The organism is Metabacillus fastidiosus NBRC 101226, from assembly GCF_001591625.1.
In the GTDB taxonomy this organism is placed as follows: Bacteria; Bacillota; Bacilli; order Bacillales; family Bacillaceae; genus Metabacillus; species Metabacillus fastidiosus.
Window position 1 is genome coordinate 19,049 of the sequence record NZ_BCVG01000016.1, and the last position, 23,454, is coordinate 42,502.

Sequence of the window (23,454 nt, forward strand, 5' to 3'; positions counted from 1 at the left end):
TTATTGTTATCCTAAGTTTATCAAACAATAGAGGATGATAATGATGAAAAGAAATTTAACAGAATTAGTTTTTATTTTAGATAAAAGCGGCTCAATGGCAGGACTTGAGGCAGATACAATTGGCGGTTATAATGCGATGCTTATGAAACAGCAAAAAGCAGAAGGAGAAGCGTTTATTACTACTCTATTATTCGACCATACTATCGAACTGCTACATGATCGAATAAATATAAGGGGAATATCTGCTATTACCGAGAAAGATTATGAAGTAGGAGGCACTACTGCCTTATTAGATGCGATCGGTTTTGCTATTCACAAAATGATTAATGTACAAAAGCGAACGAGTGAGAAGGAACGTGCAGAAAAGGTCTTATTTATTATTACAACGGACGGGATGGAAAATGCGAGCTGTGAATACACAAAGGGGAAAATCAAAAAAATGATCCAGCATCAAAAGGAGACATACGGCTGGGAATTTATGTTTCTCGGAGCTAATATAGATGCTATTTCAACTGCTGCACAATTTGGAATCAGTGAGGACTTTGCGGTTGATTACCATGCCGACCGTTTAGGAACACAATTAAATTATGAAGCCGTTAGTGAAGCTGTGACAAATCTCCGAAGCGGAAAAAAGATTGACCGAAGCTGGAAAAAGGGAATCGAAAGAGATTATAATGAGCGTTCAAGAAATGAATAAAAGAGAGGGAGGCCTAAAATGGATTTTATTCAGTATTTGCAGATGAGACACCATAAGCACGGGGATCAGGAATGGAAGAAAAATCTGCAAAACAGTATAATAACCGATTGGAAAATATGATGAAATACGGTATATACAAAGGAGAAACAAGCATCACTCCAGAGATCAATGAGAAGATTGGTCAAAAATATGTAAATACCTGTGGTGAATATGAAAGAACGATAAAATATTATTTAGGATTTTTAAAACTGATCAGAGGGAATGCTGAATATTAAAAAGGGCACAAACTAAGAATGATGGAAAAGATAACAGAACTTATTGAAAAATTAAGAGAATCTTCTTTCGATACTAATCGAAATCTGGATATATATTTAAATTTCTATAATCTTGAATCGGATCATATTGAGCATTGCTATGAGTTTGTAGAATGTAGCGGCGAAAGAATTTTCGTCCAAACCTTTTCACCGTTAAACCCGGTAGCAGTGACATATGTCGTACATGGCTATTTTGACCATGCAGGTTCTATGAGCAATCTTATTAATTATTTAACTAGAAGAAAACATAAAGTGATTACTTATGACTTGCAAGGACATGGCCTATCGTCTGGAAAACGGTCGATGATAACAGATTTTAGTGAATATGTAGATGTTTTCAAAGAAGTTTATGAAAGGAAAAAAGAGTCCAATTCATTGCCTGCATATGTCATTTCACATAGTACCGGCGGGGCAATTACGATCGAATATTTGTTTCAATACGGTTCGCCGTTTCAAAAAGTTATTTTAGTATCACCTCTCGTCCGTTCATATGCCTGGAACCTTTCAAAGCTTGGATTTACATTTATGAGCTCGGTTACTAATGAACTGAACCGGATGTTTAAAAATAATTCTTCTAATGAAGAGTACTTACAGTTTGTAAAGCAAGACCCTTTGCAGCACAATAAAGTACCGCTTGATTGGTTTAAATCATTAATAGCCTGGAACGAAAGGATTAAGGAATACCTACCGCTGGATGAGAAATTATTTGTCATTCAAGGGGATAAAGACCGCACTGTTGATTGGAAGCACAATCTTTCTTTCATTAAAGGAAAGTTTCCTGAATGTAAGATTCAAATAGTAAGCGGCGGCGATCATCAACTGTTTAATGAAAATGAGGAATTATTATTAAAAATGTTTGAATATATGGATGAGATATTGAAGGAGAAAAAATAATTATAAATAAATAGTAACTAATGTTTGCTTTTACAAATTTTATCTGTTATTCTTAAGAAGAATTATTTTTGTTCGGTCTGTAAGGAAAAAAGAAGTATTTAAACTTTTCGCCTTTGATATCTAATTGAGCAACTATAGTAATAAATTGCGGGAATAATCCGCACAGGAGGAAACAAACATGCAACAAGGTACAGTAAAATGGTTTAACGCAGAAAAAGGTTTCGGTTTTATCGAAGTTGACGGTGGAGAAGACGTATTCGTACATTTCTCAGCTATCCAAGGCGAAGGATTTAAATCTTTAGACGAAGGTCAAAAAGTTACTTTTGACACTGAGCAAGGTCAACGTGGACTTCAAGCTACAAACGTAAACAAAGCATAATTATTTAAAGGACTCTAAATTTAGAGTCCTTTTTATTTGTATATAATATTTCTTTGTGAAAATCCTATGTATAAGGCAGACAATATAAAAATGAGGTTGAAATATGAGTGAAAGAACTTTTGATAATTATAATTTAAGTGATGAAATTAAACGAGCGCTTGCTGGATTAAAATATAAAACTCCGACAGAAGTTCAAAGTGAAGTAATACCAAGAGCAATTCAAAATCAAGATCTCGTTGTAAAATCCCAAACTGGGAGCGGCAAGACAGCATCGTTTGGTATACCTGTTTGTGAATTGATCGAATGGGAAGAAAAAAAGCCACAAGCCTTAATTCTTACTCCAACTAGGGAGCTTGCTGCTCAAGTGCGGGAAGATTTAACGAATATTGGCAGGTTTAAAAGAATTAAATGTATAGCTGTTTATGGAAAAGAGCCTTTCTCTAAACAAAAGGAAGAATTGAAGCAAAAAAACCATATAGTAGTCGGAACACCAGGACGTGTTATAGATCATATTGAAAGAGGTACTCTCATTTTAGATGAAATCAAGTATCTTATCATAGATGAAGCTGATGAAATGCTTAATATGGGCTTTATTGACGAAGTAGAATCAATAATAGAACAACTTTCTTCTAACAGAGTGACGATGGTCTTTTCGGCTACATTACCAAAAGATGTTGAAAATCTTTGTCATAAATATATGAAAAATCCTATTAATATTGAGATTGCCTCTAGTGGAATAACTACAGAAACAATTGAGCATTGCTTAATCGAAGCGAAAGAAGAAGAAAAAATTTCGCTCCTTAAAAACGTAACAGTCATTGAAAATCCAGATAGCTGTATCATTTTTTGCAGAACGAAAGAACATGTCGATACTGTATTTTCTGAATTAGAAAAATCTAATTACTCTTGTGAAAAAATCCATGGAGGATTAGAGCAAGAAGATCGATTTGCAGTTATGGATGGTTTCAAAAGAGGGAATTTCCGTTATCTTATTGCAACAGATGTAGCTGCAAGAGGAATTGATATTGATAATGTAACACTTGTCATAAACTATGATGTTCCAATGGAAAAGGAAAGCTATGTTCATCGGACAGGACGAACTGGCCGTGCTGGTAATACAGGAAAGGCAATTACGTTTGCTACAGCTTATGAAGGAAAATACATTAAAGCAATTGAGAAATACATCGGCTTTGATATACCTCTAATAGAAGCTCCTACCTATCAGGAAGTTACTAGAGGAAGAACAGCTTTCGAGGAAAAATCGAGCAGCCGCAGAGTTGTTAAAAATAATAAAACAGAACGAATAAATAAGGATATTATCAAACTACATTTCAACTGTGGAAAAAAGAAGAAGCTTCGAGCTGTAGATTTCGTTGGAACTATTGCGAAAATTCCTGGAGTAACAGCAGATGATATCGGTATTATCACTATCCAGGATCACCTGTCATATGTTGATATTCTTAACGGAAAAGGATCGTTAGTCTTACAAGCTATGGAGAATACAACGATCAAAGGAAAGAAATTGAAAGTTAGCATAGCTATTAAGTAATTGAGAATGAAAAAACATTTGAATAATGTAATCATTAGAGTCTTCGTTATAACGGAGGCTCTTATTGAACAAGTAAATTAAAATGATCAAACTATTTTATAAAAGAGTTCTCTCGATAAATATAGAAAGAATCCATTTTGATCAATCCTTTTTCAAAATGGATTCTTTTTATTTGCTGCTATATAAGGTTTACCAAACGAGCGCTTTTCCGAAGTAAATATAACTTCTAAAACTACTACACTTCGAAAACAGTGTCAAAAACCTACCGTTAATGGAATCCATCCCTTTTATATAAACATCGTAGAATTTTGCCGAAATGCTGTCTGAACCCCTGTCTAATCAGTTACAATTAAGTGGATATATTCCGAAAAAATTATATTGACTTAAACGAAGGCCTATGATAATATCAATCTAAATTAATCACATAAGATAAGTGTGGATTAGATTTAATTGTCGACCAAACTTTTGGAGACTTCTATTTTTATATAGAAGTCTCTTTTTGTTTCCTTAGGTTTTTAACTAATCTTAATATGAGGAGATTTTTATCGACCAAACTATTGGAGATTTCTACAGATTATACGTAGAAATCTTTTTTGTTTAAGATATAAGTTTCAGAGAGTTTCTATGTATGAGCAAAGGAGAGAAGAGAATGGCTGTGTCATCTGAAAGAATGTCTATAAGTAAGAAAAATCCATTAGCTATTTTCTTACTTGGTTCTATTTTACCACTTAGCTTTTTGACTTTATGGCAACTTTTAGGTCAATTTGGTTACATTTCAACTTTGCTCTTTCCTACGCCGTTTATGATTATTGAAGCTTTTAGTAATTTAACAGCTAGTGGAGAGTTATTAAAACATTTTCAAATTAGTATTGGAAGGGCAATACTGGGCTTCGCTTTAGGAGGAGGCCTTGGATTAGTATTTGGAATATTGATTGGGTTATCAAAATTAGCAGAAAAAGCATTGGATCCATCTGCTCAAATGATTAGGATGATTCCTCATTTAGCTGTTGCTCCCTTATTTATTTTATGGTTTGGAATCGGTGAAGAATCCAAAGTGTTGCTTATTGCAAAAGGCGCTTTTTTTCCATTGTACATACATACATATCTAGGCATTCGCAATATAGATAACAAGTTGTTTGATGTTGCGCGTACATTGGAGTTTAAGGGAATAGAAAAAGTGAAATTATTAACAATTCCGTCAGCGATGCCAAGTATTTTACTAGGCATCCGTATATCACTTGGAGTAGCGTGGCTTGGGCTTGTTGTTGCAGAGTTAATTGCATCAACTTCTGGAATTGGCTATCTCATGTCTGATGCTAGACAATTTAATCAGACTTCCGTTGTCTTCGTTGGAATTATTATATTTGCCGTTATTGGAAAATTAACTGATTCATTTGTCCGTTTGTTTGAAGTTAGGCTATTGCGATGGAGAGATAATTATAAAGGATAATGAGGTGAGGGCTAGTGAGCAGGGAAATGGGAATAGAGTTCGATACAGTCGAACTTCAAAAAAGCAGGGGAAGACCATGGTGGAAGGCTAATTGGCTAAATGACTTTATCATCGGAGCTGCATTACCGGCTATTATATTGGCAATCTGGCAATTTGTTAGTTATTTTGAGATCATTTCTCCATTTTTTTTACCATCTCCAGGTGCTATTTTAGTCACTTTTTGGGAACTTATTGCTTCAAATGAATTAAGTCCTCATTTAGGAATAAGTATCTCGCGGGCTGCAGCCGGATTTATTATTGGGGGGAGCTTAGGATTTTTATTTGGATTACTTACTGGTTTTTCCAATAAAGCGGAGTATGTGTTAGATCCAAGTGTACAGATGCTGCGAATGGTGCCTCATCTTGCCATAGCCCCGCTTATTATATTATGGCTTGGTTTTGGAGAAGCATCAAAAGTTTTAATTATTGCAAAAGGTGCCTTTTTTCCATTGTATATTAATACTTTTATAGGAATTCGCAATGTAGATAATAAATTGTTTGAAGTTGCAAATATTTTAGAATTTAGCAGATTCAAGAAAATATATTATTTAATCCTGCCTTCTGCTTTACCGAATATATTACTTGGTCTCCGTCTGTCCTTAGCGCTTGCATGGTTAGGCTTAGTAGTAGCAGAACTTCTTGGCTCTCAAGCGGGAATCGGCTTTTTAATTAACTTAGGGAAACAGAATTCAGTACCTGAATTAATTTTTATGGGAATTATTATATTTGCTGTTTTAGGCAAATTAGTTGATTCTTTAGTACGAATACTGGAAAGGAAATTTCTCTATTGGAGAGATAATTATCAAGGCTGAAAATAAGAAACCTCATTGACCAGTTATCTGGAAATGTTTCTATAAAATAAAGCATTTTCAGGAGGAATAAGTAATGAAAAAAGATATTGAATTAACAGCGGATGTCCTTGTTATTGGAGGAGGTCCGGCTGGAACTTGGGCAGCTATTACGGCTGCTGCTAATGGATCTGATGTAATCCTTGTAGATAAAGGATATTGTGGAACAAGCGGTGCAACAGCTCCTTCTGGAACAGGGGTATGGTATGTTGAACCTGATGAAGAGACAAGGGAAAAAGCGAAGGAAAGCCGCTTTGAACTAGGTGGAAAATTGGCTGAAGATGATTGGATGAATAGAGTATTAAATCAAACATATGAAAATATGAATAAACTCTTTAATTTGGGTTATCCGTTTCCATTAAATGACCAGGGAAACCCTCATTTTAGAAATCTGCAAGGGCCGGAGTATATGCGTCTTATGAGAAGGCTTGTCCGTAAAGCAGGTGTTAAAATATTAGATCACTCTCCGGCTCTAGAATTGCTTGCAGACCATGAGGGGGTCGGTGGAGCAGCTGGAATAAGGCAGCAAACAGGAGAAACGTGGAAAGTAAAGGCGGGGGCGGTTATTCTAGCAAGTGGGGGCTGCGCTTTCCTAAGTAAAGCACTCGGCTGCAACGTATTAACAGGAGACGGTTATTTATTGGCTGCAGAGGCTGGAGCAGACTTTTCAGGGATGGAGTTTTCAAATGCGTATGCAATCTCCCCTGAATTTTCTTCTGTTACAAAAACTGCTTACTATCGGTATGCAAACTTTTATTATGAAGATGGCTCACTAATTGAAGGTGCCGGTTCTACTAGCGGCCGTTCAGTTATTGCGAAAAATTTATTGCAAAATCGTAAAGTATATGCAGTTTTAGATAAGGTTCCAGAAGATCTCCAGCCATTGTTACGAGTTGCACAAACAAACTTTTTTCTTCCTTTTGACCGTTTGGGGATCAATCCATTTAAAGATAAGTTCTCAATTACTTTACGTCTTGAAGGCACTGTTAGAGGTACTGGCGGTATTAATCTTATTGATCAGACATGCGCAACTAAAATACCTGGTTTATATGCAGCCGGTGATGCTGCTACACGGGAATTTATTTGCGGAGGTTTTACCGGGGGTGGAAGCCATAACGCAGCTTGGGCTATGTCTTCCGGTACATTAGCTGGAAAAGGGGCTTCGGATTATGCTGCTTCTTTAGGGATTTTTTCTAAAAAGCGTGATGTAGTTGGCCTTTCATCTTCACCGTTAACGAAAACTGGAAATGGGCAGAGCTCATTTAAGACGAATGAATATATTCGTACAGTTCAAGAAGAAGTATATCCGTATGATCGTAATCTATTTCGGTCAGAGCAAGGATTAAAAGGATCAATTGAACGCCTTGATAGTGTATGGAAAGATATTCGAAGCGAGTCAATAAAGATTGAAAAACAGGCGATTAAAGCAAGAGAAGCTTCTGCTATGGCTATAACAGCACGCTTAATGTATCAAACGGCACTTGCTCGTACAGAATCAAGGGGGATGCATAAACGGAACGATTTTCAGCAGCTTGACGATAAACAGCATTATCGCTTAATTAGCAGCGGATTAGATGAAATTTCAATTAGAACGCAGTCTGTTAAGCAGGAGGCGATACTGTAATGATTGAAATATTAAATACGACAAAGTGCGTAGAGTGCAATATATGTGTGTCTGTTTGTCCAACAAATGTATTTGATAAAGTGGAAAACGATACGCCGATTATCGCAAGGCAAGCGGATTGTCAAACGTGCTTCATGTGTGAATTGTATTGCCCGGCTGATGCCTTATATGTCGCTCCAGAAGCAGAAGTGAACGTTTCATTAAATGAAGATTTATTAGAGGAACAAGGATTTATAGGAGATTATCGAAAGAAAGTTGGCTGGGGACGTGGGAGAAAACCTGTCTCCAGTCATGAATATATGTATGAATTATATAAACGTACAAGCTTTTAATTATTATTCGGCTGGGAGGACAGATTGTGGGGATTAATTTAAAAGGAAAAAAAGCATTCCGTTCTATTTGTTTATTTTCTATACTTTCACTTTTCGTATTAGCAATTATTCAAGGTTGTTCATCAAATAATACTAATAGCAGAGCGGAGGAAAAAACAAATGAAACTGCTGGTGTACCGACGGTTTTAAACTATGGTTATATTGGAGTAAATGAACTAAATCTACCGAATGCTGCAGAAGGATGGGGATTTCATAAAGGCATTATTCAAGAGGAATTAAAAAAACACGGGATAACTAAAATTAATCTGACTGGTTTTCCGAATGGACCCGATTTAAATGAATCTCTTATTAGCGGCAGACTTGATCTTGGCGGTTTGGGAGACACTCCTGCAATTCTTGCGAAATCATCTGGTGCTAATACGAAATTAATTGCCCAGCCTTTAACTAGAAATATCGGTTATTTAATTGGAAAGAAAGACGGTCCAAAAAGGATTAAAGATTTAGAGGGAAAAACAATAGCTATTCAAAAAGGATCATTCATGCACCGTTACGTTGTAGGGCTGCTGAAAAAGGAAGGAATAAAAAATTATTCGTTAGTCCATATGCTGCGTCCAGATGGTGAAGCAGCATTGGCACGTGGAGAAGTTGATGCAATGACTAACAGCAGTATTTATTCTCAAAAATTATTAGAACAAGGCTTTACTCATTTAGATGATGCATCTAAACATCCTGAACTTTATGGTTCATCGGTGACAGTTGTTTCGGAGGATTTTCTGAAAAAGTTCCCTGAATTCCCTGAAGTTTGGAACAAAGCCCGTCAAAAAGCGTTAGAAGATCTTAAGAAGAATGAAAAAGAGTATTATGAGCTTATTGCTAAGCTTACAAAATCAACACCAGAATTAGTGAAAGAAACAACACCTATTGATTGGATCGAAGAGGAAGCATTTACAGATGAAGGTTTGGAATTACTTGATGGGACGAAAAAGTTTCTTGTAGAAGAAAAATTGGCGCAAAAAGATTTTGACTTGAATGATTGGGTTACTAAGTAATGTTAAATAAAATAGAAATGGGGTAATAATATGAGTTTGATTATCAATCCAGTTGAAAAACTGACACCTGAAGTAGAGCAACATCGTAAAACTGCCTATTCTGTAAATCCTTTATTTTTAAATCGCTGGTCACCACGTGCGTATTCTAATGAAAAGATTTCTGATGATGATCTGTACAGTATCCTTGAAGCTGCACATTGGGCACCTTCTGCTTATAACGATCAACCTTGGCGATTTATTGTCGCTAAAAATGAACAGCAACTGAAGATTTTCCATGAATTTTTAAATCCATATAATCGATCTTGGGCAGAAAAAGCTCCAGTGCTCGTTCTAATAGCATCAAATAAAGTAAGAGATAATGGAGAGACTAATGGAGCACATGTGTTTGATACAGGTGCGGCATGGGGGCATTTAGCAATCCAAGCAACTTTACTTGGTATTAGTACACATGCAATTGGAGGATTTGATAAAGAGAAGGCATATACTTTATTGAATCTTCCGTCTGAATTTGAGCTCCACGCTGTGATTGCAATTGGTTATAGAGGAGAGAAAGGAAGTCTTGATCCTTCTTTACAACAACGTGAGCAGCCTAATGATAGAAGAGCATTAGAAGAGGTTATTTTTTAAGTACCAGAAAATAAATGAAATAACAAAAGACCTTTTCTAATTTTAGAAAAGGTCTTTTGTTAGCTCTTATATAGGGATTTTTCTTTATGTTAATAAGAAAAGAAAGGGAAAAAGGCTTTCCCAACTGTGTCAAACGGCTGTGTACTTGGCTTAGGAAGAGGCGTTATTGAACTAACTGAAAAATTATATTGATTACTATAGTAACCAAATGAATTAGGGCAAATTTAAATAAAATAAAGTTATACAGTTTATAAAAAGTTGCACCGTTTTCCCCTTTAGATAACCAATATCCAAGGGGGTGTTTTCATGATGGGAGAAGAACATCTGAATTGAAATATCGATTAAGGAACTGTTGTGTGATAATAAATTATTCTATTAAGGGACCATTTTGTGGAGCATTGCATAATAAAAGTTTCGATTTAGTTATTTCATGCTGAATAGAAATCTGTTCCTTTTTATTTAAAATTTAACATACATACTGTATGTATGTTAAAATAAGTGAAAGTAAACTAAAAGAGGTGTAATGTAATGAAAGTAACAGGATTTTATCCCGTGATTCTTACTGATGATGTTTGTCAAACGGCAGATTTTTTTGTGCGTAACTTCCAATTTGAGGTCGTGTTTGAAATTGATTGGTATGTGAGCTTGAAATTAAATTCATTTGAGCTGGCGATTCTTCATCATCGGCATAATACAGTTCCATCACAAATCAGACATCAACATACAAACAGCTTGATTTTGAATTTTGAGGTTGAAGACGTTGATACACTTTATGATCGTTTAATACGTGATTCTCATCTTCCAATTGTATTAGACCTTCGCGATGAGGATTTTGGACAACGTCATTTCATTACGTCTGATCCGAACGGAATATTAATCGATGTGATTCAAGAGATCCTGCCTTCAGATGAGTTCCAAAAACATTTTAACGGCAGTATATCATGAGTAATTATATCCCTCTGAAAAATTACTTTGATGCTAGGTTAGCTCAATTGCTGTCTAATAAAATATCCCCTATTTATTCGGGGTTTCCTCATGAATCCTTTATTAAGGGGGTAGATGAGTTAGTTGAAGGGCTAGAATTAAAAGACAGAGTAGCGGTCATCACGAAAGAATTGCATAAAGCGCTCAACTTACCTTACGTTGATGCTCTCAACGTTTTGAAGCAAATTACGGGTCCGGAAAATAAAACAGAGAAGGGAATGTTTACGAATGGGTACTTTCTAATGCCAATCGCTCATTATGTTGAGGTGTATGGTCTCAATGACTTTGATGAGTCAATGGACGCCTTGTATGAAATTACGAAGTGTCATACATCGGAATATGCCATTCGTCCATTTTTAATCCGTTATGAACGGCAAGTGTTAGAGAGACTTCGTGTATGGGCTGTAGACGAGAACGCACATGTACGTCGACTCGTTAGCGAGGGAACACGACCTCGTCTACCTTGGGCGAAACGAATGGATGTACTCTGCGGTGATCCGCTTACTAACCTCACTTTACTGGAGCAACTGATTACTGATAACTCCCAATATGTAAAGAAGTCTGTTGGAAACCATCTGAATGACTTGTCAAAGATGTATAAAGAGGAAACGATGAGATGGATCGAAAATATGCATAAGCTACACGGAAATAAGATAATTTGGATCGTAAAGCATGGGCTACGATCATTGGTGAAAGCAAAAGATCGAAACGCTCTTGAATTTATTCGGCAGATTGGTGGATAACAAATGAAAAGGACAAGATCAAAAACAGAGGAAACGATACAATTACTTCTCCGCACGGGACAAAATCATTTTGCAAAGCATGGTTATGCGAAAGCTGCGCTCGAAGATATTGTCACTGATTCGGGTCTTACAAGAGGAGCATTGTATCATCACTTTAAGAATAAAAAAGGGTTGTTCTTTGCTGTTATGGAATCCATTCAGAAGAAAATTGCTCACAAGATCGAGCAGGAAGCAAGAACAAGTTCTAATCAATGGGAACAACTCTCACTTGGTTGTAGGGCCTTTATTATGTCTGCGATTGACCCTGATCATAAACAGATTATTCTCATTGATGGCCCTGCAGTCATCGGTTGGAATGTTTGGCGGCAATTAGATGCCAATCATTCCATGAAACTTTTATATAGCCAACTGGAGCAAATGCAAAGGAATGGATGTTTCCCAACAACACTGTCAGTTGAATCCCTAACACATTCATTATCAGGTGCAATGAACGAAAGTGCTTTATGGATCGCCGAGCAAGGTTCGATCGATCTTATTGAAGAATCGATGCGTGTGTTAGAGGTGTACTTTGATGGACTTAAAAGAATGAAATAACTGTGACCTGACAACCATATTTCAGCTGTATTTTACTTACAAAAATACAGCTGAAATATGAGTTTTAATTTTAATCAAGAAACGGGTACGATTGTGAAGCAATACGGATCGAAAACGATGAAACTTTTTTATAAAACAAAGCTTAAAACTGCTAGATAAGAATCTATTTTAATTAATCTTTTTTCAAAATGGATTCTTCTTTATTTACTATAAACACAGGTTTGAGAGACATTTTGAATTAAACTTTATTTCAGTATGTTAACTAGATTTCTAAAAAGGTTAAATGGATTAATTAAAAATCACTTTATAGTAATTTTTAGATGTATGGAGGCAGATTAAGCCTTTAACTAATTAAAAATATATGAATGTGAAAAACTTTATATTAGCTCTTTACTTTGAGTTTTACGAGACCAAACAACTACAGGAATAAGAAGAAGTGATAGTATAGCTCCAAAAAGTGATAGTACAGCGTAACTAGAATGAGCAACTATCATGCCTGATAATGCACCACCGGAGGCACCTGATAGTGCAAGTAAGACATCAACTGATCCTTGTGTTTTGGCACGATTAGATGGATGTGTAGCATCTACGATGAGAGCAGTTCCACTTATTAAGCCAAAATTCCAGCCTAGACCAAGCAGTATTAGGGCACAGATAAGAAAGATCATTGATTCTCCTGGAGCAAAAGCCGCCAGTATACCAGAAGCTAGAAGTGTAGCACCAGAAGCAGCAGCCATAACATTACGCCCAATTTTATCTATAAGTAAACCTGTAATAAGTGAAGGAAAGTACATGGCGCCTATATGGAAACCTATGACTAATCCGACTTCTCTCAAACCATGACCATGGTGTCCCATGTGTATCGGTGTCATCGTCATAATGGCTGTCATAACAAATTGGGTTAAAACCATAATGGTAGAGCCTACAATAATTCCTTTTTTATTTATTATAGAACTTTTTGAATTTTGTTCTGTTTGAGCTGTAACGCCTTTCTTTTTGGCATCTGCTATAGCTTTAGAGACAATTAATGGGTCTGGATGCAGAAAAATTAATAAAACCAACCCGGCAAGGATAAAAGCAACGGATGCTAAAATAAAGGGACCAGCTAAAGTTGGAATACTGATAGACTGTGCAAATTCCCCCATTACATCGACCAAGTTAGGACCTGCTACAGCACCAAAGGTAGTAGAAACCATAGCCATGCTCACAGCAGTTGCACGCTGTTTAGCTGTTGCTAGATCTGTACCAGCATATCGTGCTAGTAGATTTGTAGCCGTCCCAGCTCCATAAATCAGCAAAGAAGTGAATAAAAGTATAATACTGTTGAATAAGACAGCGATTATAATGCCAATCGCGCCCAGTCCACCAGCAAGAAAGCCAGTTGCAAGGCCTACTCTACGGCCAAAACGTTGGGAAAGCCTGCCTACAAGCAGTGCAGCTCCTGCCGATCCTAAAGTGAGTAAGGCAACTGGAATTCCTGCTGCACTTTCTGTTCCGAGCATATCTTGTGCGAGAAGTGCGCCTACAGTTATACCTGCTGCAAGTCCTGCACCTCCAAAGATTTGTGAAAGGATCACAATTACTAATGTTTTTTTATAAAGTTGTTTTTGTTTTTCTAGTGAATCAATATATTCTTGTAACCAAACAGGCTGCTGTTTCGATCTATCTGTATTTCTTGTTTCAGTTACCATAAGTTGCACTTCCTACTAAAATAGTTTTATATATTTATAAATAAAAAGAAGCTCATGATTATTAATAATACAATCAAGAGCCTATTGTAAATTTTAATAGTGTAAATTAATCAACCTAAAATGAGTACGATTCACCGTCTTTTGGGATTAAAACATTAGGTGAAATTCCTTTTTCATTTGCAAAGTTTCTTAATTCTTTTCTAGATAATGTCCAATGGTTAACAGCTTCCATATGAACAGCCATAATTTTAGAGTTAGGAGCAGCTTTGTAAACTTCGTAGACATCATCTTTTCCCATTACTAGAGAACCACCTTCAAAGAATTGATTATCTCCAGCATTTACAACAATGATTTCCGGTTTATGTGTATCGATTACTTCCCGAACATCTCTATACCAAACAGTATCCCCAGCCACATATAAAGTTTTCTCATTTTGATGTTTAAAGACAATACCACACACTAGACCAGTCATTTTTAATATTTCTCCTCTACCATGCTCGCCTTTTGTTTTAATTAATTGAATGTCGTCAAAGACTGTATCTTCTTGTAAAACTTCTACATTAGAAAAACCATCATTTTTAACTATATTGGCATCTTCTTCATTTTGTACAAACATTTTTATATTTTTTGGCAGTACTTCTTTAGCAGCATCATCATAGTGATCTAAGTGTAAATGAGTTACAATAACAGCATCTACATCAGATATAATGTTATCAATGGATGTTGGTAAACTTACTAAAGGATTATTTTGATCTTGTCTTAATGAATTTGGGAAAGGTGGGTAAGCTCCTTTATCTGCTAAAAACGGATCTATTAAAAATTTTCTATCTGCATATTCAACAACAATTGTAGCGTTTCGAATTAATTTTATATTCATAATTACAACTCCTTCTTTTTAGTCTATATATAGCTTATACTATGACTAATTAATGAGTACATAAGTAAAATCAAGTGTTTGGACCATTTAACTTGAATTTTGAAAGGATTTATAAAATGTTAGATAATACAGATAAACGTATCTTAGAGGAACTATCTAAAAATAGTCGCATTACTATGAAAGAATTGGGTGAAAAAGTCCATTTAACTGGACAAGCTGCTTCGGCTAGGGTTCTGAAATTGGAATATAACGGGATTATTGAAGGATATACAATTAAAGTTAATCAACTCAAATTAGGATGTTCTATAGCTGCTTTTATTAATATTTATACAAAAAGTATGTATCATGAGCCTTACCTTTCATTTATAGAAACACAAGAAAAACATATAATAAATAATTATAAAATTAGTGGGGATAGTTGTTATCTCCTTGAATGTAAATTCCCTTCTAATGAAGTATTAGATGAATTTTTGGTAAATTTAAATAAATATGCGAACTATAAATTATCTATTGTTATTAAAAAATAATTTAGAAACTAAGAATGTACAGTCTAAAAGGTCTTTTAATTAAAGACCTTTTTTTGCTTTTGATAATGTGATTTATGTTAACCAAAGTAGGATACCTAAAGAAAATGAGTCTAATATCTCATTTTAATTTTCAGCTAATTCTTCACGATCAATAGCTTCTGGGACTTGTTCCATCCATCCGTGGTCAATCATGATATTAGCACCATCTCCTATGTATAATCCGACATCCATTAGGAATTTAGCATACATTCCTCCAATATCACGTCTTCCATTCAGGGAAGCACCGTTTGCATAAGACCTAATTTTCATAGAAAACATGTCAATTTTATGTCCCATCATTAATTTATCTGAAAAAGGAGAAAAGGTAGAAGGACTCACTAAGTCATCTAATAAGGTAGGAGCCGGCAAATTTTCTTTATGTAGCTTCTGTGCACAGGCTTCTATATGTTTATTAGTGATTTCTTTTCCCCTTAGGAGAAACTTTCGAACATCTTCCTTTTTAGCTACTTGAGAAAAACCAATTAACAAAGCCTTGCTTGTAACGTCATTTTCAATGTCATCATAAAGATGTGTAATTTCAAGAGCATGAAGCGGTCTAACATTTCCAAAAAATCCATTTAAATAATTTTGCTTTGTTATAAAGTCAACCCTTTTAGGAATAGGGATAGAGGGTGGCTTTATTAAGAATCCTTTTTGTTTGAGTACATCATTGACTTCTGTCAAAAGTTTTATAGTAGCATGAAGAGTATTGATAAAGAAATGCCTTATATCTTCCCTTACGACTAAGGGTATAGCAAGTGTGTAAATGCTCATTCCTGCTTTCCCTGTATATTTCAAATAGTGAAGATAAAATTTATCGGAGAATAGCCTCGGAGCATTTAGGTTCACATCTTCCTCCGTAAATCCAATTGGCAGAGGAAAATTTTCTTGAATAAATATATTTTTAATATTTTCTATAATTGTTTTAGTTAAATTTAAAGCATCTGCTACAACTTTCTTGATATCTTTGTCCTCAGTATGATTGAGATAGTAACTAAGAACACATTTAGCCATCGTATTCCCTGTATAAGTTACCCAGAGTTTTCCTATTTCGGCTGATGTTAATTTTTCATTCATGTTATTTGTTTTTTCTATCATAGAATCAACCTCCTGATTTCATACAGCAATGAATAATATTCCCTTTAAATAAATAAAATATGAAGGAAAGGTCAACCAGTAAAAATAACAATACAGCAAATACAAAAAGGTCTTAGTGATAAATCAGCTGAGATCTTTTTGTATTTCTTTATTATCCTGTATAGAATTCATTCTGAGATTAGATAATAAGTTCAGTGTTATGTATTATTTGACACTAATATTCAATGTGGAGGGATATACTTTGAATATTCTGTTTAGTTTACTCTCAAGTCTATTTATTCTATTTCTTAGAGTTACTTGTTTAGCAAGCAAAAAGACATTTGAGTTAAAAGAATGGTTAAGAACTCCATCTTTCACCTAAAGATTGAATATTTTCAAGTAATCCCTATTTACATTGTACAAAAAGGGTGAGCATAGTATTTTGCTCACCCTTTTTTAAGCTTATAAAGCTTTTTAGCTAACTAAAATGTCAATTATGTTAACTAGATTATTTTTATCTAGATTATCGAATTGCCAAATAGGTAAATTAGTGTATAAATGTGTATAAATCGAATTCCTTTTAGGGAGATTTTAAATAATGATTAAAAGTATATTATTTATTGTAAGTATGTTCGTAGGACTTTTGTTCTTAATTCTATTAATTGAGAAAAAAGTTCCTAAATCTGAAAACTTTAGTGGTTTAAAGTTATATTTGCTAAGAGTTAGTATAGGAGTAGTTCCTGCGATAGTTTTAGGGCTTATGTTATTCTTTATTTTTTTAAATTAATCATAGTAGTAAATAATTAAAGGGATCTTTCATAAAGAGATCCCTTTTTCACTTTGTAAAATATGGATTATGTTAACTAGACTTATATAAATCAATTATTTAGACTTTTAAAGTCTTATTTAACTAACGGAACAGATTAGTTAAATAAGATTTGTTCAAATGATATTATTGATTTCGGAACTATTTATGTGATTTGTGATGATTAAAAAGAGATACAGAATAGAAAAAGGATGTGTTTTAAAGGTTGATCGAAAGAAAAGTTGTACTATTATACGGTGACATTTTGTCCCCGTTTAAGCATATTGAGAAAATTACAACCAAGTATCATCAATATTATTTAAGAGACAAGGACAAAGAAGATTTTAGTATAGATAACTATTATGAAATCTGGATAGATGAGCGATATACAGGGATTAATGCCAGAGAGCTGCGTGATTATACCCCCGTTATACTAGTAAAGAAATAGTTAAATAACCAAAAAGGATCTCTTGAAAGATCCTTTTTAACTAAAGGGGCAGGTTAGTTGAACAAGAAATGTTAAGATAAAGGTATAAAGACAATTAGAAATTAGGTGCGAACGATGAAATTGTATACTTGTTCATGTTGTGGTTTTAAAACACTTTCAGAAGGAGAAGGTAGTTTTGAAATCTGCAATGTTTGTTCTTGGGAAGAAGATAGTGTAATGGAAGATAAACCAGATAGTTGGGGTGGCGCTAATAATGTTTGTTTAAGACAGGCACAGAGAAACTTTATTTCATTTGGGGCAAGTGAGAAAAGATTTCAAGGTAGGGTAGTTAATGGGAGTTTTGAAAAAGATTCTTTATGGAAACCTGTTTGGGAGAAAGAAGCGACACTAAATGAAGACGAATTTATTGATATAAAAATTGAAGGAATAATTTTAAAGAAAGGTTACCAAAAATCTATGGATATGAATGAATTTCTAGATAAATTTCAGGATTTTCTTGAAAGTAATGATTGGGGTTTTGGTGGTGACACAACTCAGATACGGAACCAAAAATATAAAGAGTAGCATATTAAATATCATTATTCCTATTCAACTATCGCATGTATTAGTTGAATAAGCATTAAAAAGACTGTTTGGTCAAAACAGTCTTTTTAAGTACGCAAACATCAACATTTTAGTTTAACAGAGCCTAAATATTAAAAAGCCTAATTTCTCTATTTAGTGCGAAGAAATTAGGCTTTTTTATTGCTCTATTAAAGTTTCATTTTGTTAGAGTTAGTTTAGTAATCCGCCATATCTGATTAAAAGTTGGTGTAAAGGGTAGATTAATTCTATAAATATTAATGAGGTGATGGAAATGTCTAACATGATGAAACAAGAAGAAATGGAAACATTAAGAGAGTTAATTAAAGACGTAGACACGGCCATGCTGACTACGGTTACTGATGAAGGGCTTGTTTCTCGCCCTATGAAAACACAAGAAGTAGAGTTTGATGGTGACTTATGGTTTTTCACTAAAAAAGAAACTGATAAATATGAAGAAATTTTACATGATCAAGATGTTAATGTGGCTTATGCAGGTAAATCCTATGTTTCCGTCCGTGGAAGAGCAGAAATCGTTGATGATTTAGACAAGAAAAAGGAATTGTGGAGCAAAGTATATGAGAAAATTATGCAAACTTCTTATGATGATCCTAACGTTGTCTTGATAAAGGTAAAAGCGGAAGCAGCCGAATATTGGGAAACCGGTAATTTCACGAAGAAAATCGCCTTTCTCTATAAACGCATGACAGGGCAAAGTTCTAAATCGACAGATGTTAATGAAACGGTTGAATTGAATAAATAACAGCAAAAAGGGTTGTCTGGTTAAAGGACAATCCTTTTTGTTATGTTGATCCATTTGTAGCTATATTAAACTCTAGGTTAATACTTCAGAAAGGAAGATGGGAACGTTTGATCCAAATCAAGAATATTGTTATTGACGTAGCTTTCTTATTCAACTAACGGGTGCTTTAATTTAACAAGTAATTAAAAGGATCTTCAATGATGAAAGATCCTTTTGTACTGTGTAAAATGTGTATTATGTTAACTAAACCGATATAAAGTAAGTATTTATATAGTTTAAACTTTTCTTGAGTTAACAAAGTAGGTTAGTTGAAGAATATAAAAGAACAATACAATGTAAAAGTGGAAGTTATTTATGAACAAACATTGTTGCGAGGATATGGCTTATCATGCGAATTTTAAGTGTAAAATACATGAAAATCCATATGAATGTCCTGATAAAGTAATAATATTCGATAAAAAAGATAATGAGTACGGTTTAATAATTCATGATGGTGGTTCTTCAAGTATTGAAATTTTATTTTGTCCTTGGTGTGGTGTCAAACTATGAGTTAGTAATACTTAGTTTTTTCATTAACGGCTACTTTAATTCAATTAATAATTCAAAGGATCTTGAAGAAAAGATCCTTTTTTACTTTATAAAATATGCATTATGCTAACTAGATCAATATAAAAGTACATAAAAAAGATACTCAAACATAATAAGTACCGACATAATGATATTATATAAAGTGATTGCTGAAAAATTCGAGCCACTTTTTAAGAACATAGATATGTACCTCAAATTCACCAAATTCTCTGTATGCTTTAGCCATGAAATTTCGCAGTACATTACTGTTTTCCTCTTTTAATTGTTCTTCAATCCATTTATCTATCTTAACCCTTTTATATTGGTTTAACATTTTAAATCTCCCTTTGTAAGTAAAACACACGATATAAAAAATAAAATTCTTATTTATATTATCGGAAACATGTAAAAAGATTTGAGTATTAGTCAGTTATAAGGGGCTTTAATTTAATAAACAGTTAAAAGGATCTTCAATCAAAGATCCTTTTTTACTTTGTAAAATTTGCATTATGTTAACTAAAGTATATTTTATGTATTTAAAAGGACTGAGATTGACTTAAATTATTGGTTTTTAAATAAACTTTCTTAAGAATAAGAAATATTGCGTATCCTATTATCATGCCGAAAGTATTTAATATTACATCGTCAATATCTGTGCTACGTCCAATGAATAATTGAACAATTTCAATTAAACATGTGATACCTAACCCTAGAAAAAATATCTCTTTGAAAGAATCCCACTTTTTCCAAATTAGTGGTACTAAAAACCCCATAGGTGAAAATAAAAGCATATTTGCAAAAATATTTAAAATTGATACCTGATCCCAATTATCTACATTTGTATTTGCTTGAAATAAATACTGATAAAGAGTATGGAAAGGTATTAGATTTACATTTTCATTACGGGGGAATATATGAAAATTTATGATAAATTTACCGGTATCGTTAAGAATCCCGATAGTTAACATTGGGATTACAGTTTGTGATGCTAATCCAACAATATATAAGACAAAAATCAATAAAACTATTTCATTTTTAATATTTATCCGTTTCTTTTTTATTTTGATAAAAATAAATCTACTTATTAAAAAAATAGGTAGTGCCATTACCATATAGCCTATCATGTTTTTGATATACATCATTATTAAACTCATAGTTAACCACCCGATCTAAAAAATGTAATTATTTTACCTAAATAAGATAATATACCAAAATTAGATAATTAACATTATTTTTAATAAAATTAAGAAATATTAAGATAACTTAGCTTTATTTAAGATCCATTATGTAGATAAAAGGATGTTTTAAAAGTCTTTATTACTATTGATAATGTAATTTATGTTAACTAGACTCATATAAAGCAAGCATTTGACATTTAAATAAGAATGTTTGTTCAATTAAAGGAGTAGTTTAGTTGAACAGGGATGGAACATTAGGATATTCTTATAAACTGCAGCTTGAAGCTACCTGGTGTTGCCTTAATGGCAACATTTTGTTTAAGCTTATAAAGATCTTTCTTCCTATAACACAGTACGGAGCGATTGAAGCGTTTAAAAGCAGAGATCGATATCAATATATTGAAGAAATGAGGCCAAGTTACTGCTAAAGTCGTGACTATATGGTAAAGTTTTTTAACGAAATGGGTTTGGACTGTCACTTACCAGGCGGGGCCTTTTATGTATTTCCATCTATTCACAAAACAGGGATGACATCAGAGCATTTTGCAGAAAAGCTTTTACTTGAAGAGCGGGTCGCAGTTGTACCTGGAAGTGTATTCGGTGCTGGGGGATAGGGAAATATACGTTGCTCTTATGCTGTTTCTATGGAGATTCTTAAAGAGGAAGTAAGCAGAATAAACCGTTTTTTAAAAAGCCTATAGATTTTTAAAATATAAAAGCTCGTCATAATGCACCGCCGAATGTCAGACATCTGTCTAACATTCAGCGGTGCTTTTTTATATGGGTACTGTTAGATTTAAAAAACTTTATTATTTTTGTGAGGAAAAGAATCATTTTTTGACCACCCATTTTCGGAGCTGGATGGTCAAAAATCATGAGATCTGGATGGTGTACAGCAATAAATAGTGAGATATACTTTACACAAATAAGTTAGACTTCAAACGAAAAACCTAGTAGTTACAATGTGAAAGGAGATAATACTTTGACTGACTTTGGACAATTACTAACAGCAATGGTCACACCTTTTAATGATAGGCTTGAAATTGATTATGACAAAATAACAGATCTTATCGAGCATCTAATCAAAACTGGTACAGATACTCTTGTGATTGGTGGAACGACGGGTGAACCTTCAACATTATCAAAAGCAGAAAAAAAATCTTTATTTAAGTTTGTGGTCGAAGAAGTAAGAGGTCGTTGTAAAGTCATTGCGGGTACTGGTACGAATGATACAAAATCGTCTATTGAAATGACAAGAGAAGCAGAGGAAATGGGTGTCGATGGCATCTTACTCGTTGTCCCCTATTATAATAAACCATCTCAGGAAGGCTTATATCAGCATTTTAAGACAATCTCAGATTCCACGAATCTTCCAATCATCCTCTATAACATTCCTGGAAGAACTGCTGCTAATCTATCAGTGGATACGATCCTACGCTTGTCTAAAATAGATAATATTATAGGGGTTAAGGAAGCAAGCGGAGATCTTTCGAAGGTGGCATTCATACTGGAAAAGACTCCATCAGGATTTAGGATATATTCTGGGGATGATAGTTTAGCACTTCCCGTACTAAGTGTAGGTGGTCATGGCGTAATAAGTGTGGCGAGCCATGTCATTGGATCTGAAATGAAGATGATGATTACAAGTTTTTTAGCAGGGAAAGTAAAAGAAGCTGCAGACATACATCGCAAGCTGCTTCCTATTTTTGAAGGACTTTTTATTACGACAAACCCTTCACCAGTAAAGTTTGCGTTACAAACGAAAGGGATACATGTTGGATCAGTGCGATTACCGCTTGTTCCAGTAACAGATAGTGAAGCTGTATTTATTACTGATCTTTTTGAAGAATTTTATAGGAGATTCTGATAAGCAAGTATGATTTATCAGCTTAAATAAGAGAGATGAGGAGGAATGAAGAGTGAGTGTACTAGAGCAATTGCGTTATTCAAGAGAGCATGAATGGGTAAAAATCGAAGGGACCGAGGTGCGGATTGGAGTCACTCATTTTGCACAGGTCGAACTTGGTGATATTGTATTTGTTGAATTACCGAAAGTAGGTGATATAATCCGAATAACCGAGCCCTTTGGTAATATTGAATCTGTAAAAACAGTATCTGAATTATATGCCCCTGTAAGCGGTACAGTAGTAGAAGTTAATCAAGATCTTATCGATAATCCGGAATTTGTAAACGAGTCTCCATATGAAAAGGCATGGATGATTGTCGTTAGACCAACTGATATAAATGAACTTGAAAATTTATTGACAGCAGAACAATACAATAAATTGACGAATGAGGTTTGATTTCATCACATATAAAGAGCTATCGTTTTGAAGAAAGATTGATCAAACGATAGCTCTATTTTATATTTAAGAATGTTTTTTATAAAAAGTTTGATTAAAATGGCTTCTTTTTAAGTAAATTAACAACAAGAGTATCTGTACCTGTTACTATTATTTAAAAGTTAAAAGGTCTTTTAAGTTAGCTCTTAATACTGCTATTGAAGCTGCTTGTGCAGATGAACATTATAGAACGCTTTAAGAGTGGTAACCGGTAACAAATGAAGAAGAAAGCTTGCTGAGCAATCCAAAAGAATCAGTAGATAAATCACTAGCTTGATCTGAAAAATACGAGGAGATACAACATATGTGTAGTAAAAGTAATGAATAAAAGAATAAAAGAAGATAAGAAGTTAAAATACATATTAAAGTCTTCACAAAGTTATTTAAATGGCGATAGGAGAAATCAAGGCTGAATGTACCTGTTAAAATGCTTCA

27 protein-coding genes and 1 pseudogene are annotated in these 23,454 nt (G+C 34.1%); 23 read left to right on the forward strand and 5 right to left on the reverse strand.

Translation table 11 applies throughout. The annotated features are described in order from the left end of the window. Positions 1-43 precede the first annotated feature (43 nt). The 14 genes from BFA01S_RS06455 to BFA01S_RS06520 all read left to right on the forward strand — a co-directional run bounded on the left by BFA01S_RS06455 (position 44) and on the right by BFA01S_RS06520 (position 12,123). Positions 44-697 carry a vWA domain-containing protein gene (locus BFA01S_RS06455; RefSeq protein ID WP_066227207.1) on the forward strand — a complete coding sequence of 218 codons (654 nt, stop codon included), beginning with the start codon at positions 44-46 and terminating at the stop codon, positions 695-697. Between the two features lie 71 nt (positions 698-768). Continuing rightward, positions 769-972, forward strand: a complete 204-nt coding sequence (locus BFA01S_RS06460; protein WP_066227210.1) for a hypothetical protein — start codon at positions 769-771, stop codon at positions 970-972. A 21-nt stretch (positions 973-993) separates the two neighbouring features. Beyond that, a complete protein-coding gene (locus BFA01S_RS06465; RefSeq protein WP_169800441.1) occupies positions 994-1,905 on the forward strand; it encodes an alpha/beta hydrolase in 912 nt (303 codons plus the stop codon). A 178-nt stretch (positions 1,906-2,083) separates the two neighbouring features. Beyond that, positions 2,084-2,284, forward strand: coding sequence for a cold-shock protein (locus tag BFA01S_RS06470; RefSeq protein ID WP_066227217.1), 201 nt, complete (start codon positions 2,084-2,086; stop codon positions 2,282-2,284). 103 nt (positions 2,285-2,387) lie between these two features. Next, positions 2,388-3,833, forward strand: coding sequence for a DEAD/DEAH box helicase (locus tag BFA01S_RS06475; protein ID WP_066227220.1), 1,446 nt, complete (start codon positions 2,388-2,390; stop codon positions 3,831-3,833). A gap of 628 nt (positions 3,834-4,461) precedes the next feature. Continuing rightward, positions 4,462-5,283: an ABC transporter permease gene (locus BFA01S_RS06480; RefSeq protein WP_066227223.1), complete on the forward strand. Its 822-nt coding sequence runs from the start codon at positions 4,462-4,464 to the stop codon at positions 5,281-5,283. Between the two features lie 26 nt (positions 5,284-5,309). Further along, positions 5,310-6,134 carry an ABC transporter permease gene (locus BFA01S_RS06485; RefSeq protein WP_082799884.1) on the forward strand — a complete coding sequence of 275 codons (825 nt, stop codon included), beginning with the start codon at positions 5,310-5,312 and terminating at the stop codon, positions 6,132-6,134. 73 nt (positions 6,135-6,207) lie between these two features. Beyond that, positions 6,208-7,794 carry an FAD-dependent oxidoreductase gene (locus tag BFA01S_RS06490; RefSeq protein ID WP_066227230.1) on the forward strand — a complete coding sequence of 529 codons (1,587 nt, stop codon included), beginning with the start codon at positions 6,208-6,210 and terminating at the stop codon, positions 7,792-7,794. Further along, entirely contained in the window at positions 7,794-8,126 is a 333-nt protein-coding gene (locus BFA01S_RS06495) for a 4Fe-4S dicluster domain-containing protein (RefSeq protein WP_066227235.1), read from the forward strand. Before BFA01S_RS06490 ends, BFA01S_RS06495 begins: the two co-directional genes overlap by 1 nt. A gap of 26 nt (positions 8,127-8,152) precedes the next feature. Continuing rightward, on the forward strand, positions 8,153-9,175 hold the full coding sequence (locus BFA01S_RS06500; RefSeq protein WP_235842979.1) for an ABC transporter substrate-binding protein: 1,023 nt from the start codon (positions 8,153-8,155) through the stop codon (positions 9,173-9,175). A gap of 30 nt (positions 9,176-9,205) precedes the next feature. Further along, on the forward strand, positions 9,206-9,802 hold the full coding sequence (locus tag BFA01S_RS06505; RefSeq protein ID WP_066227241.1) for a nitroreductase family protein: 597 nt from the start codon (positions 9,206-9,208) through the stop codon (positions 9,800-9,802). A gap of 528 nt (positions 9,803-10,330) precedes the next feature. After that, positions 10,331-10,747, forward strand: coding sequence for a VOC family protein (locus BFA01S_RS06510; protein WP_066227244.1), 417 nt, complete (start codon positions 10,331-10,333; stop codon positions 10,745-10,747). Further along, positions 10,744-11,529 carry a DNA alkylation repair protein gene (locus BFA01S_RS06515; RefSeq protein WP_066227247.1) on the forward strand — a complete coding sequence of 262 codons (786 nt, stop codon included), beginning with the start codon at positions 10,744-10,746 and terminating at the stop codon, positions 11,527-11,529. Before BFA01S_RS06510 ends, BFA01S_RS06515 begins: the two co-directional genes overlap by 4 nt. A 3-nt stretch (positions 11,530-11,532) precedes the next feature. Next, positions 11,533-12,123 (forward strand): TetR/AcrR family transcriptional regulator, encoded by a 591-nt coding sequence (locus BFA01S_RS06520; RefSeq protein ID WP_066227250.1) that lies wholly within the window; start codon positions 11,533-11,535, stop codon positions 12,121-12,123. A 377-nt stretch (positions 12,124-12,500) separates the two neighbouring features. Here BFA01S_RS06520 and BFA01S_RS06525 read toward each other — a convergent pair whose 3' ends face one another. Continuing rightward, a complete protein-coding gene (locus BFA01S_RS06525) occupies positions 12,501-13,814 on the reverse strand; it encodes an MFS transporter (protein WP_066227253.1) in 1,314 nt (437 codons plus the stop codon). Between the two features lie 115 nt (positions 13,815-13,929). Then, positions 13,930-14,691: an MBL fold metallo-hydrolase gene (locus BFA01S_RS06530; RefSeq protein ID WP_066227256.1), complete on the reverse strand. Its 762-nt coding sequence runs from the start codon at positions 14,689-14,691 to the stop codon at positions 13,930-13,932. 116 nt (positions 14,692-14,807) lie between these two features. Here BFA01S_RS06530 and BFA01S_RS06535 point away from each other — a divergent pair, with 116 nt between their 5' ends. Then, positions 14,808-15,218: an Lrp/AsnC family transcriptional regulator gene (locus tag BFA01S_RS06535; protein ID WP_066227259.1), complete on the forward strand. Its 411-nt coding sequence runs from the start codon at positions 14,808-14,810 to the stop codon at positions 15,216-15,218. A gap of 123 nt (positions 15,219-15,341) precedes the next feature. Here BFA01S_RS06535 and BFA01S_RS06540 read toward each other — a convergent pair whose 3' ends face one another. Then, complete coding sequence (locus tag BFA01S_RS06540; RefSeq protein ID WP_066227261.1) at positions 15,342-16,355, reverse strand: DUF3231 family protein; 1,014 nt, start codon at positions 16,353-16,355, stop codon at positions 15,342-15,344. Positions 16,356-17,365: 1,010 nt separating this feature from the next. Between BFA01S_RS06540 and BFA01S_RS06550 the strand changes: the two genes are divergently transcribed. The 4 genes and pseudogenes from BFA01S_RS06550 (at position 17,366) to BFA01S_RS06565 (ending at position 19,481) form a co-directional block, all read left to right on the forward strand. After that, the gene (locus BFA01S_RS06550; RefSeq protein ID WP_066227267.1) at positions 17,366-17,587 is read left to right on the forward strand and encodes a hypothetical protein; all 222 of its coding nucleotides are present in this window, start codon (positions 17,366-17,368) and stop codon (positions 17,585-17,587) included. Between the two features lie 114 nt (positions 17,588-17,701). Beyond that, positions 17,702-17,956: pseudogene (locus BFA01S_RS23190) on the forward strand (CPCC family cysteine-rich protein); the annotation flags it as partial. A gap of 487 nt (positions 17,957-18,443) precedes the next feature. Next, positions 18,444-18,932 (forward strand): pyridoxamine 5'-phosphate oxidase family protein, encoded by a 489-nt coding sequence (locus tag BFA01S_RS06560; protein ID WP_066227270.1) that lies wholly within the window; start codon positions 18,444-18,446, stop codon positions 18,930-18,932. Between the two features lie 354 nt (positions 18,933-19,286). Continuing rightward, positions 19,287-19,481 carry a DUF6980 family protein gene (locus tag BFA01S_RS06565; RefSeq protein ID WP_066227273.1) on the forward strand — a complete coding sequence of 65 codons (195 nt, stop codon included), beginning with the start codon at positions 19,287-19,289 and terminating at the stop codon, positions 19,479-19,481. A gap of 172 nt (positions 19,482-19,653) precedes the next feature. On the opposite strand, the gene BFA01S_RS06570 is transcribed toward BFA01S_RS06565, so the two are convergent. Both BFA01S_RS06570 and BFA01S_RS06575 read right to left on the reverse strand, forming a co-directional pair. Continuing rightward, positions 19,654-19,833, reverse strand: coding sequence for a hypothetical protein (locus BFA01S_RS06570; RefSeq protein ID WP_066227276.1), 180 nt, complete (start codon positions 19,831-19,833; stop codon positions 19,654-19,656). A gap of 202 nt (positions 19,834-20,035) precedes the next feature. Further along, positions 20,036-20,653, reverse strand: coding sequence for a VanZ family protein (locus BFA01S_RS06575; protein ID WP_066227279.1), 618 nt, complete (start codon positions 20,651-20,653; stop codon positions 20,036-20,038). A gap of 260 nt (positions 20,654-20,913) precedes the next feature. On the opposite strand from BFA01S_RS06575, the gene BFA01S_RS23725 reads away from it, so the two are divergent. The 4 genes from BFA01S_RS23725 (at position 20,914) to gcvH (ending at position 22,980) form a co-directional block, all read left to right on the forward strand. Further along, positions 20,914-21,105 carry a hypothetical protein gene (locus BFA01S_RS23725; protein WP_066227282.1) on the forward strand — a complete coding sequence of 64 codons (192 nt, stop codon included), beginning with the start codon at positions 20,914-20,916 and terminating at the stop codon, positions 21,103-21,105. Between the two features lie 12 nt (positions 21,106-21,117). Continuing rightward, positions 21,118-21,291, forward strand: a complete 174-nt coding sequence (locus BFA01S_RS23730) for a hypothetical protein (RefSeq protein ID WP_174521582.1) — start codon at positions 21,118-21,120, stop codon at positions 21,289-21,291. 368 nt (positions 21,292-21,659) lie between these two features. Next, the gene (gene dapA, locus BFA01S_RS06585; RefSeq protein WP_082799882.1) at positions 21,660-22,544 is read left to right on the forward strand and encodes a 4-hydroxy-tetrahydrodipicolinate synthase; all 885 of its coding nucleotides are present in this window, start codon (positions 21,660-21,662) and stop codon (positions 22,542-22,544) included. Between the two features lie 52 nt (positions 22,545-22,596). Further along, positions 22,597-22,980, forward strand: a complete 384-nt coding sequence (gcvH, locus tag BFA01S_RS06590) for a glycine cleavage system protein GcvH (protein ID WP_066227284.1) — start codon at positions 22,597-22,599, stop codon at positions 22,978-22,980. Positions 22,981-23,454: the final 474 nt, after the last annotated feature.

What these genes read in the sequence shown, in the direction of transcription:
- BFA01S_RS06465 (WP_169800441.1), top strand. Translation starts at nt 994, where the DNA reads ATGGAAAAGATAACAGAACTTATTGAAAAATTAAGAGAATCTTCTTTC.
- BFA01S_RS06480 (WP_066227223.1), top strand. Translation starts at nt 4,462, where the DNA reads ATGAGCAAAGGAGAGAAGAGAATGGCTGTGTCATCTGAAAGAATGTCT.
- BFA01S_RS06475 (WP_066227220.1), top strand. Translation starts at nt 2,388, where the DNA reads ATGAGTGAAAGAACTTTTGATAATTATAATTTAAGTGATGAAATTAAA.
- BFA01S_RS06560 (WP_066227270.1), top strand. Translation starts at nt 18,444, where the DNA reads ATGTCTAACATGATGAAACAAGAAGAAATGGAAACATTAAGAGAGTTA.
- BFA01S_RS06495 (WP_066227235.1), top strand. Translation starts at nt 7,794, where the DNA reads ATGATTGAAATATTAAATACGACAAAGTGCGTAGAGTGCAATATATGT.
- BFA01S_RS06455 (WP_066227207.1), top strand. Translation starts at nt 44, where the DNA reads ATGAAAAGAAATTTAACAGAATTAGTTTTTATTTTAGATAAAAGCGGC.
- BFA01S_RS06525 (WP_066227253.1), bottom strand. Translation starts at nt 13,814, where the DNA reads ATGGTAACTGAAACAAGAAATACAGATAGATCGAAACAGCAGCCTGTT.
- BFA01S_RS06530 (WP_066227256.1), bottom strand. Translation starts at nt 14,691, where the DNA reads ATGAATATAAAATTAATTCGAAACGCTACAATTGTTGTTGAATATGCA.
- BFA01S_RS06490 (WP_066227230.1), top strand. Translation starts at nt 6,208, where the DNA reads ATGAAAAAAGATATTGAATTAACAGCGGATGTCCTTGTTATTGGAGGA.
- BFA01S_RS06575 (WP_066227279.1), bottom strand. Translation starts at nt 20,653, where the DNA reads ATGAGTTTAATAATGATGTATATCAAAAACATGATAGGCTATATGGTA.
- BFA01S_RS06565 (WP_066227273.1), top strand. Translation starts at nt 19,287, where the DNA reads ATGAACAAACATTGTTGCGAGGATATGGCTTATCATGCGAATTTTAAG.
- BFA01S_RS06535 (WP_066227259.1), top strand. Translation starts at nt 14,808, where the DNA reads ATGTTAGATAATACAGATAAACGTATCTTAGAGGAACTATCTAAAAAT.
- BFA01S_RS06460 (WP_066227210.1), top strand. Translation starts at nt 769, where the DNA reads ATGGAAGAAAAATCTGCAAAACAGTATAATAACCGATTGGAAAATATG.
- BFA01S_RS06505 (WP_066227241.1), top strand. Translation starts at nt 9,206, where the DNA reads ATGAGTTTGATTATCAATCCAGTTGAAAAACTGACACCTGAAGTAGAG.
- BFA01S_RS06470 (WP_066227217.1), top strand. Translation starts at nt 2,084, where the DNA reads ATGCAACAAGGTACAGTAAAATGGTTTAACGCAGAAAAAGGTTTCGGT.
- BFA01S_RS06510 (WP_066227244.1), top strand. Translation starts at nt 10,331, where the DNA reads ATGAAAGTAACAGGATTTTATCCCGTGATTCTTACTGATGATGTTTGT.
- BFA01S_RS06540 (WP_066227261.1), bottom strand. Translation starts at nt 16,355, where the DNA reads ATGATAGAAAAAACAAATAACATGAATGAAAAATTAACATCAGCCGAA.
- BFA01S_RS06485 (WP_082799884.1), top strand. Translation starts at nt 5,310, where the DNA reads ATGGGAATAGAGTTCGATACAGTCGAACTTCAAAAAAGCAGGGGAAGA.
- BFA01S_RS06520 (WP_066227250.1), top strand. Translation starts at nt 11,533, where the DNA reads ATGAAAAGGACAAGATCAAAAACAGAGGAAACGATACAATTACTTCTC.
- BFA01S_RS06570 (WP_066227276.1), bottom strand. Translation starts at nt 19,833, where the DNA reads ATGTTAAACCAATATAAAAGGGTTAAGATAGATAAATGGATTGAAGAA.
- BFA01S_RS06515 (WP_066227247.1), top strand. Translation starts at nt 10,744, where the DNA reads ATGAGTAATTATATCCCTCTGAAAAATTACTTTGATGCTAGGTTAGCT.
- BFA01S_RS23730 (WP_174521582.1), top strand. Translation starts at nt 21,118, where the DNA reads ATGGTAAAGTTTTTTAACGAAATGGGTTTGGACTGTCACTTACCAGGC.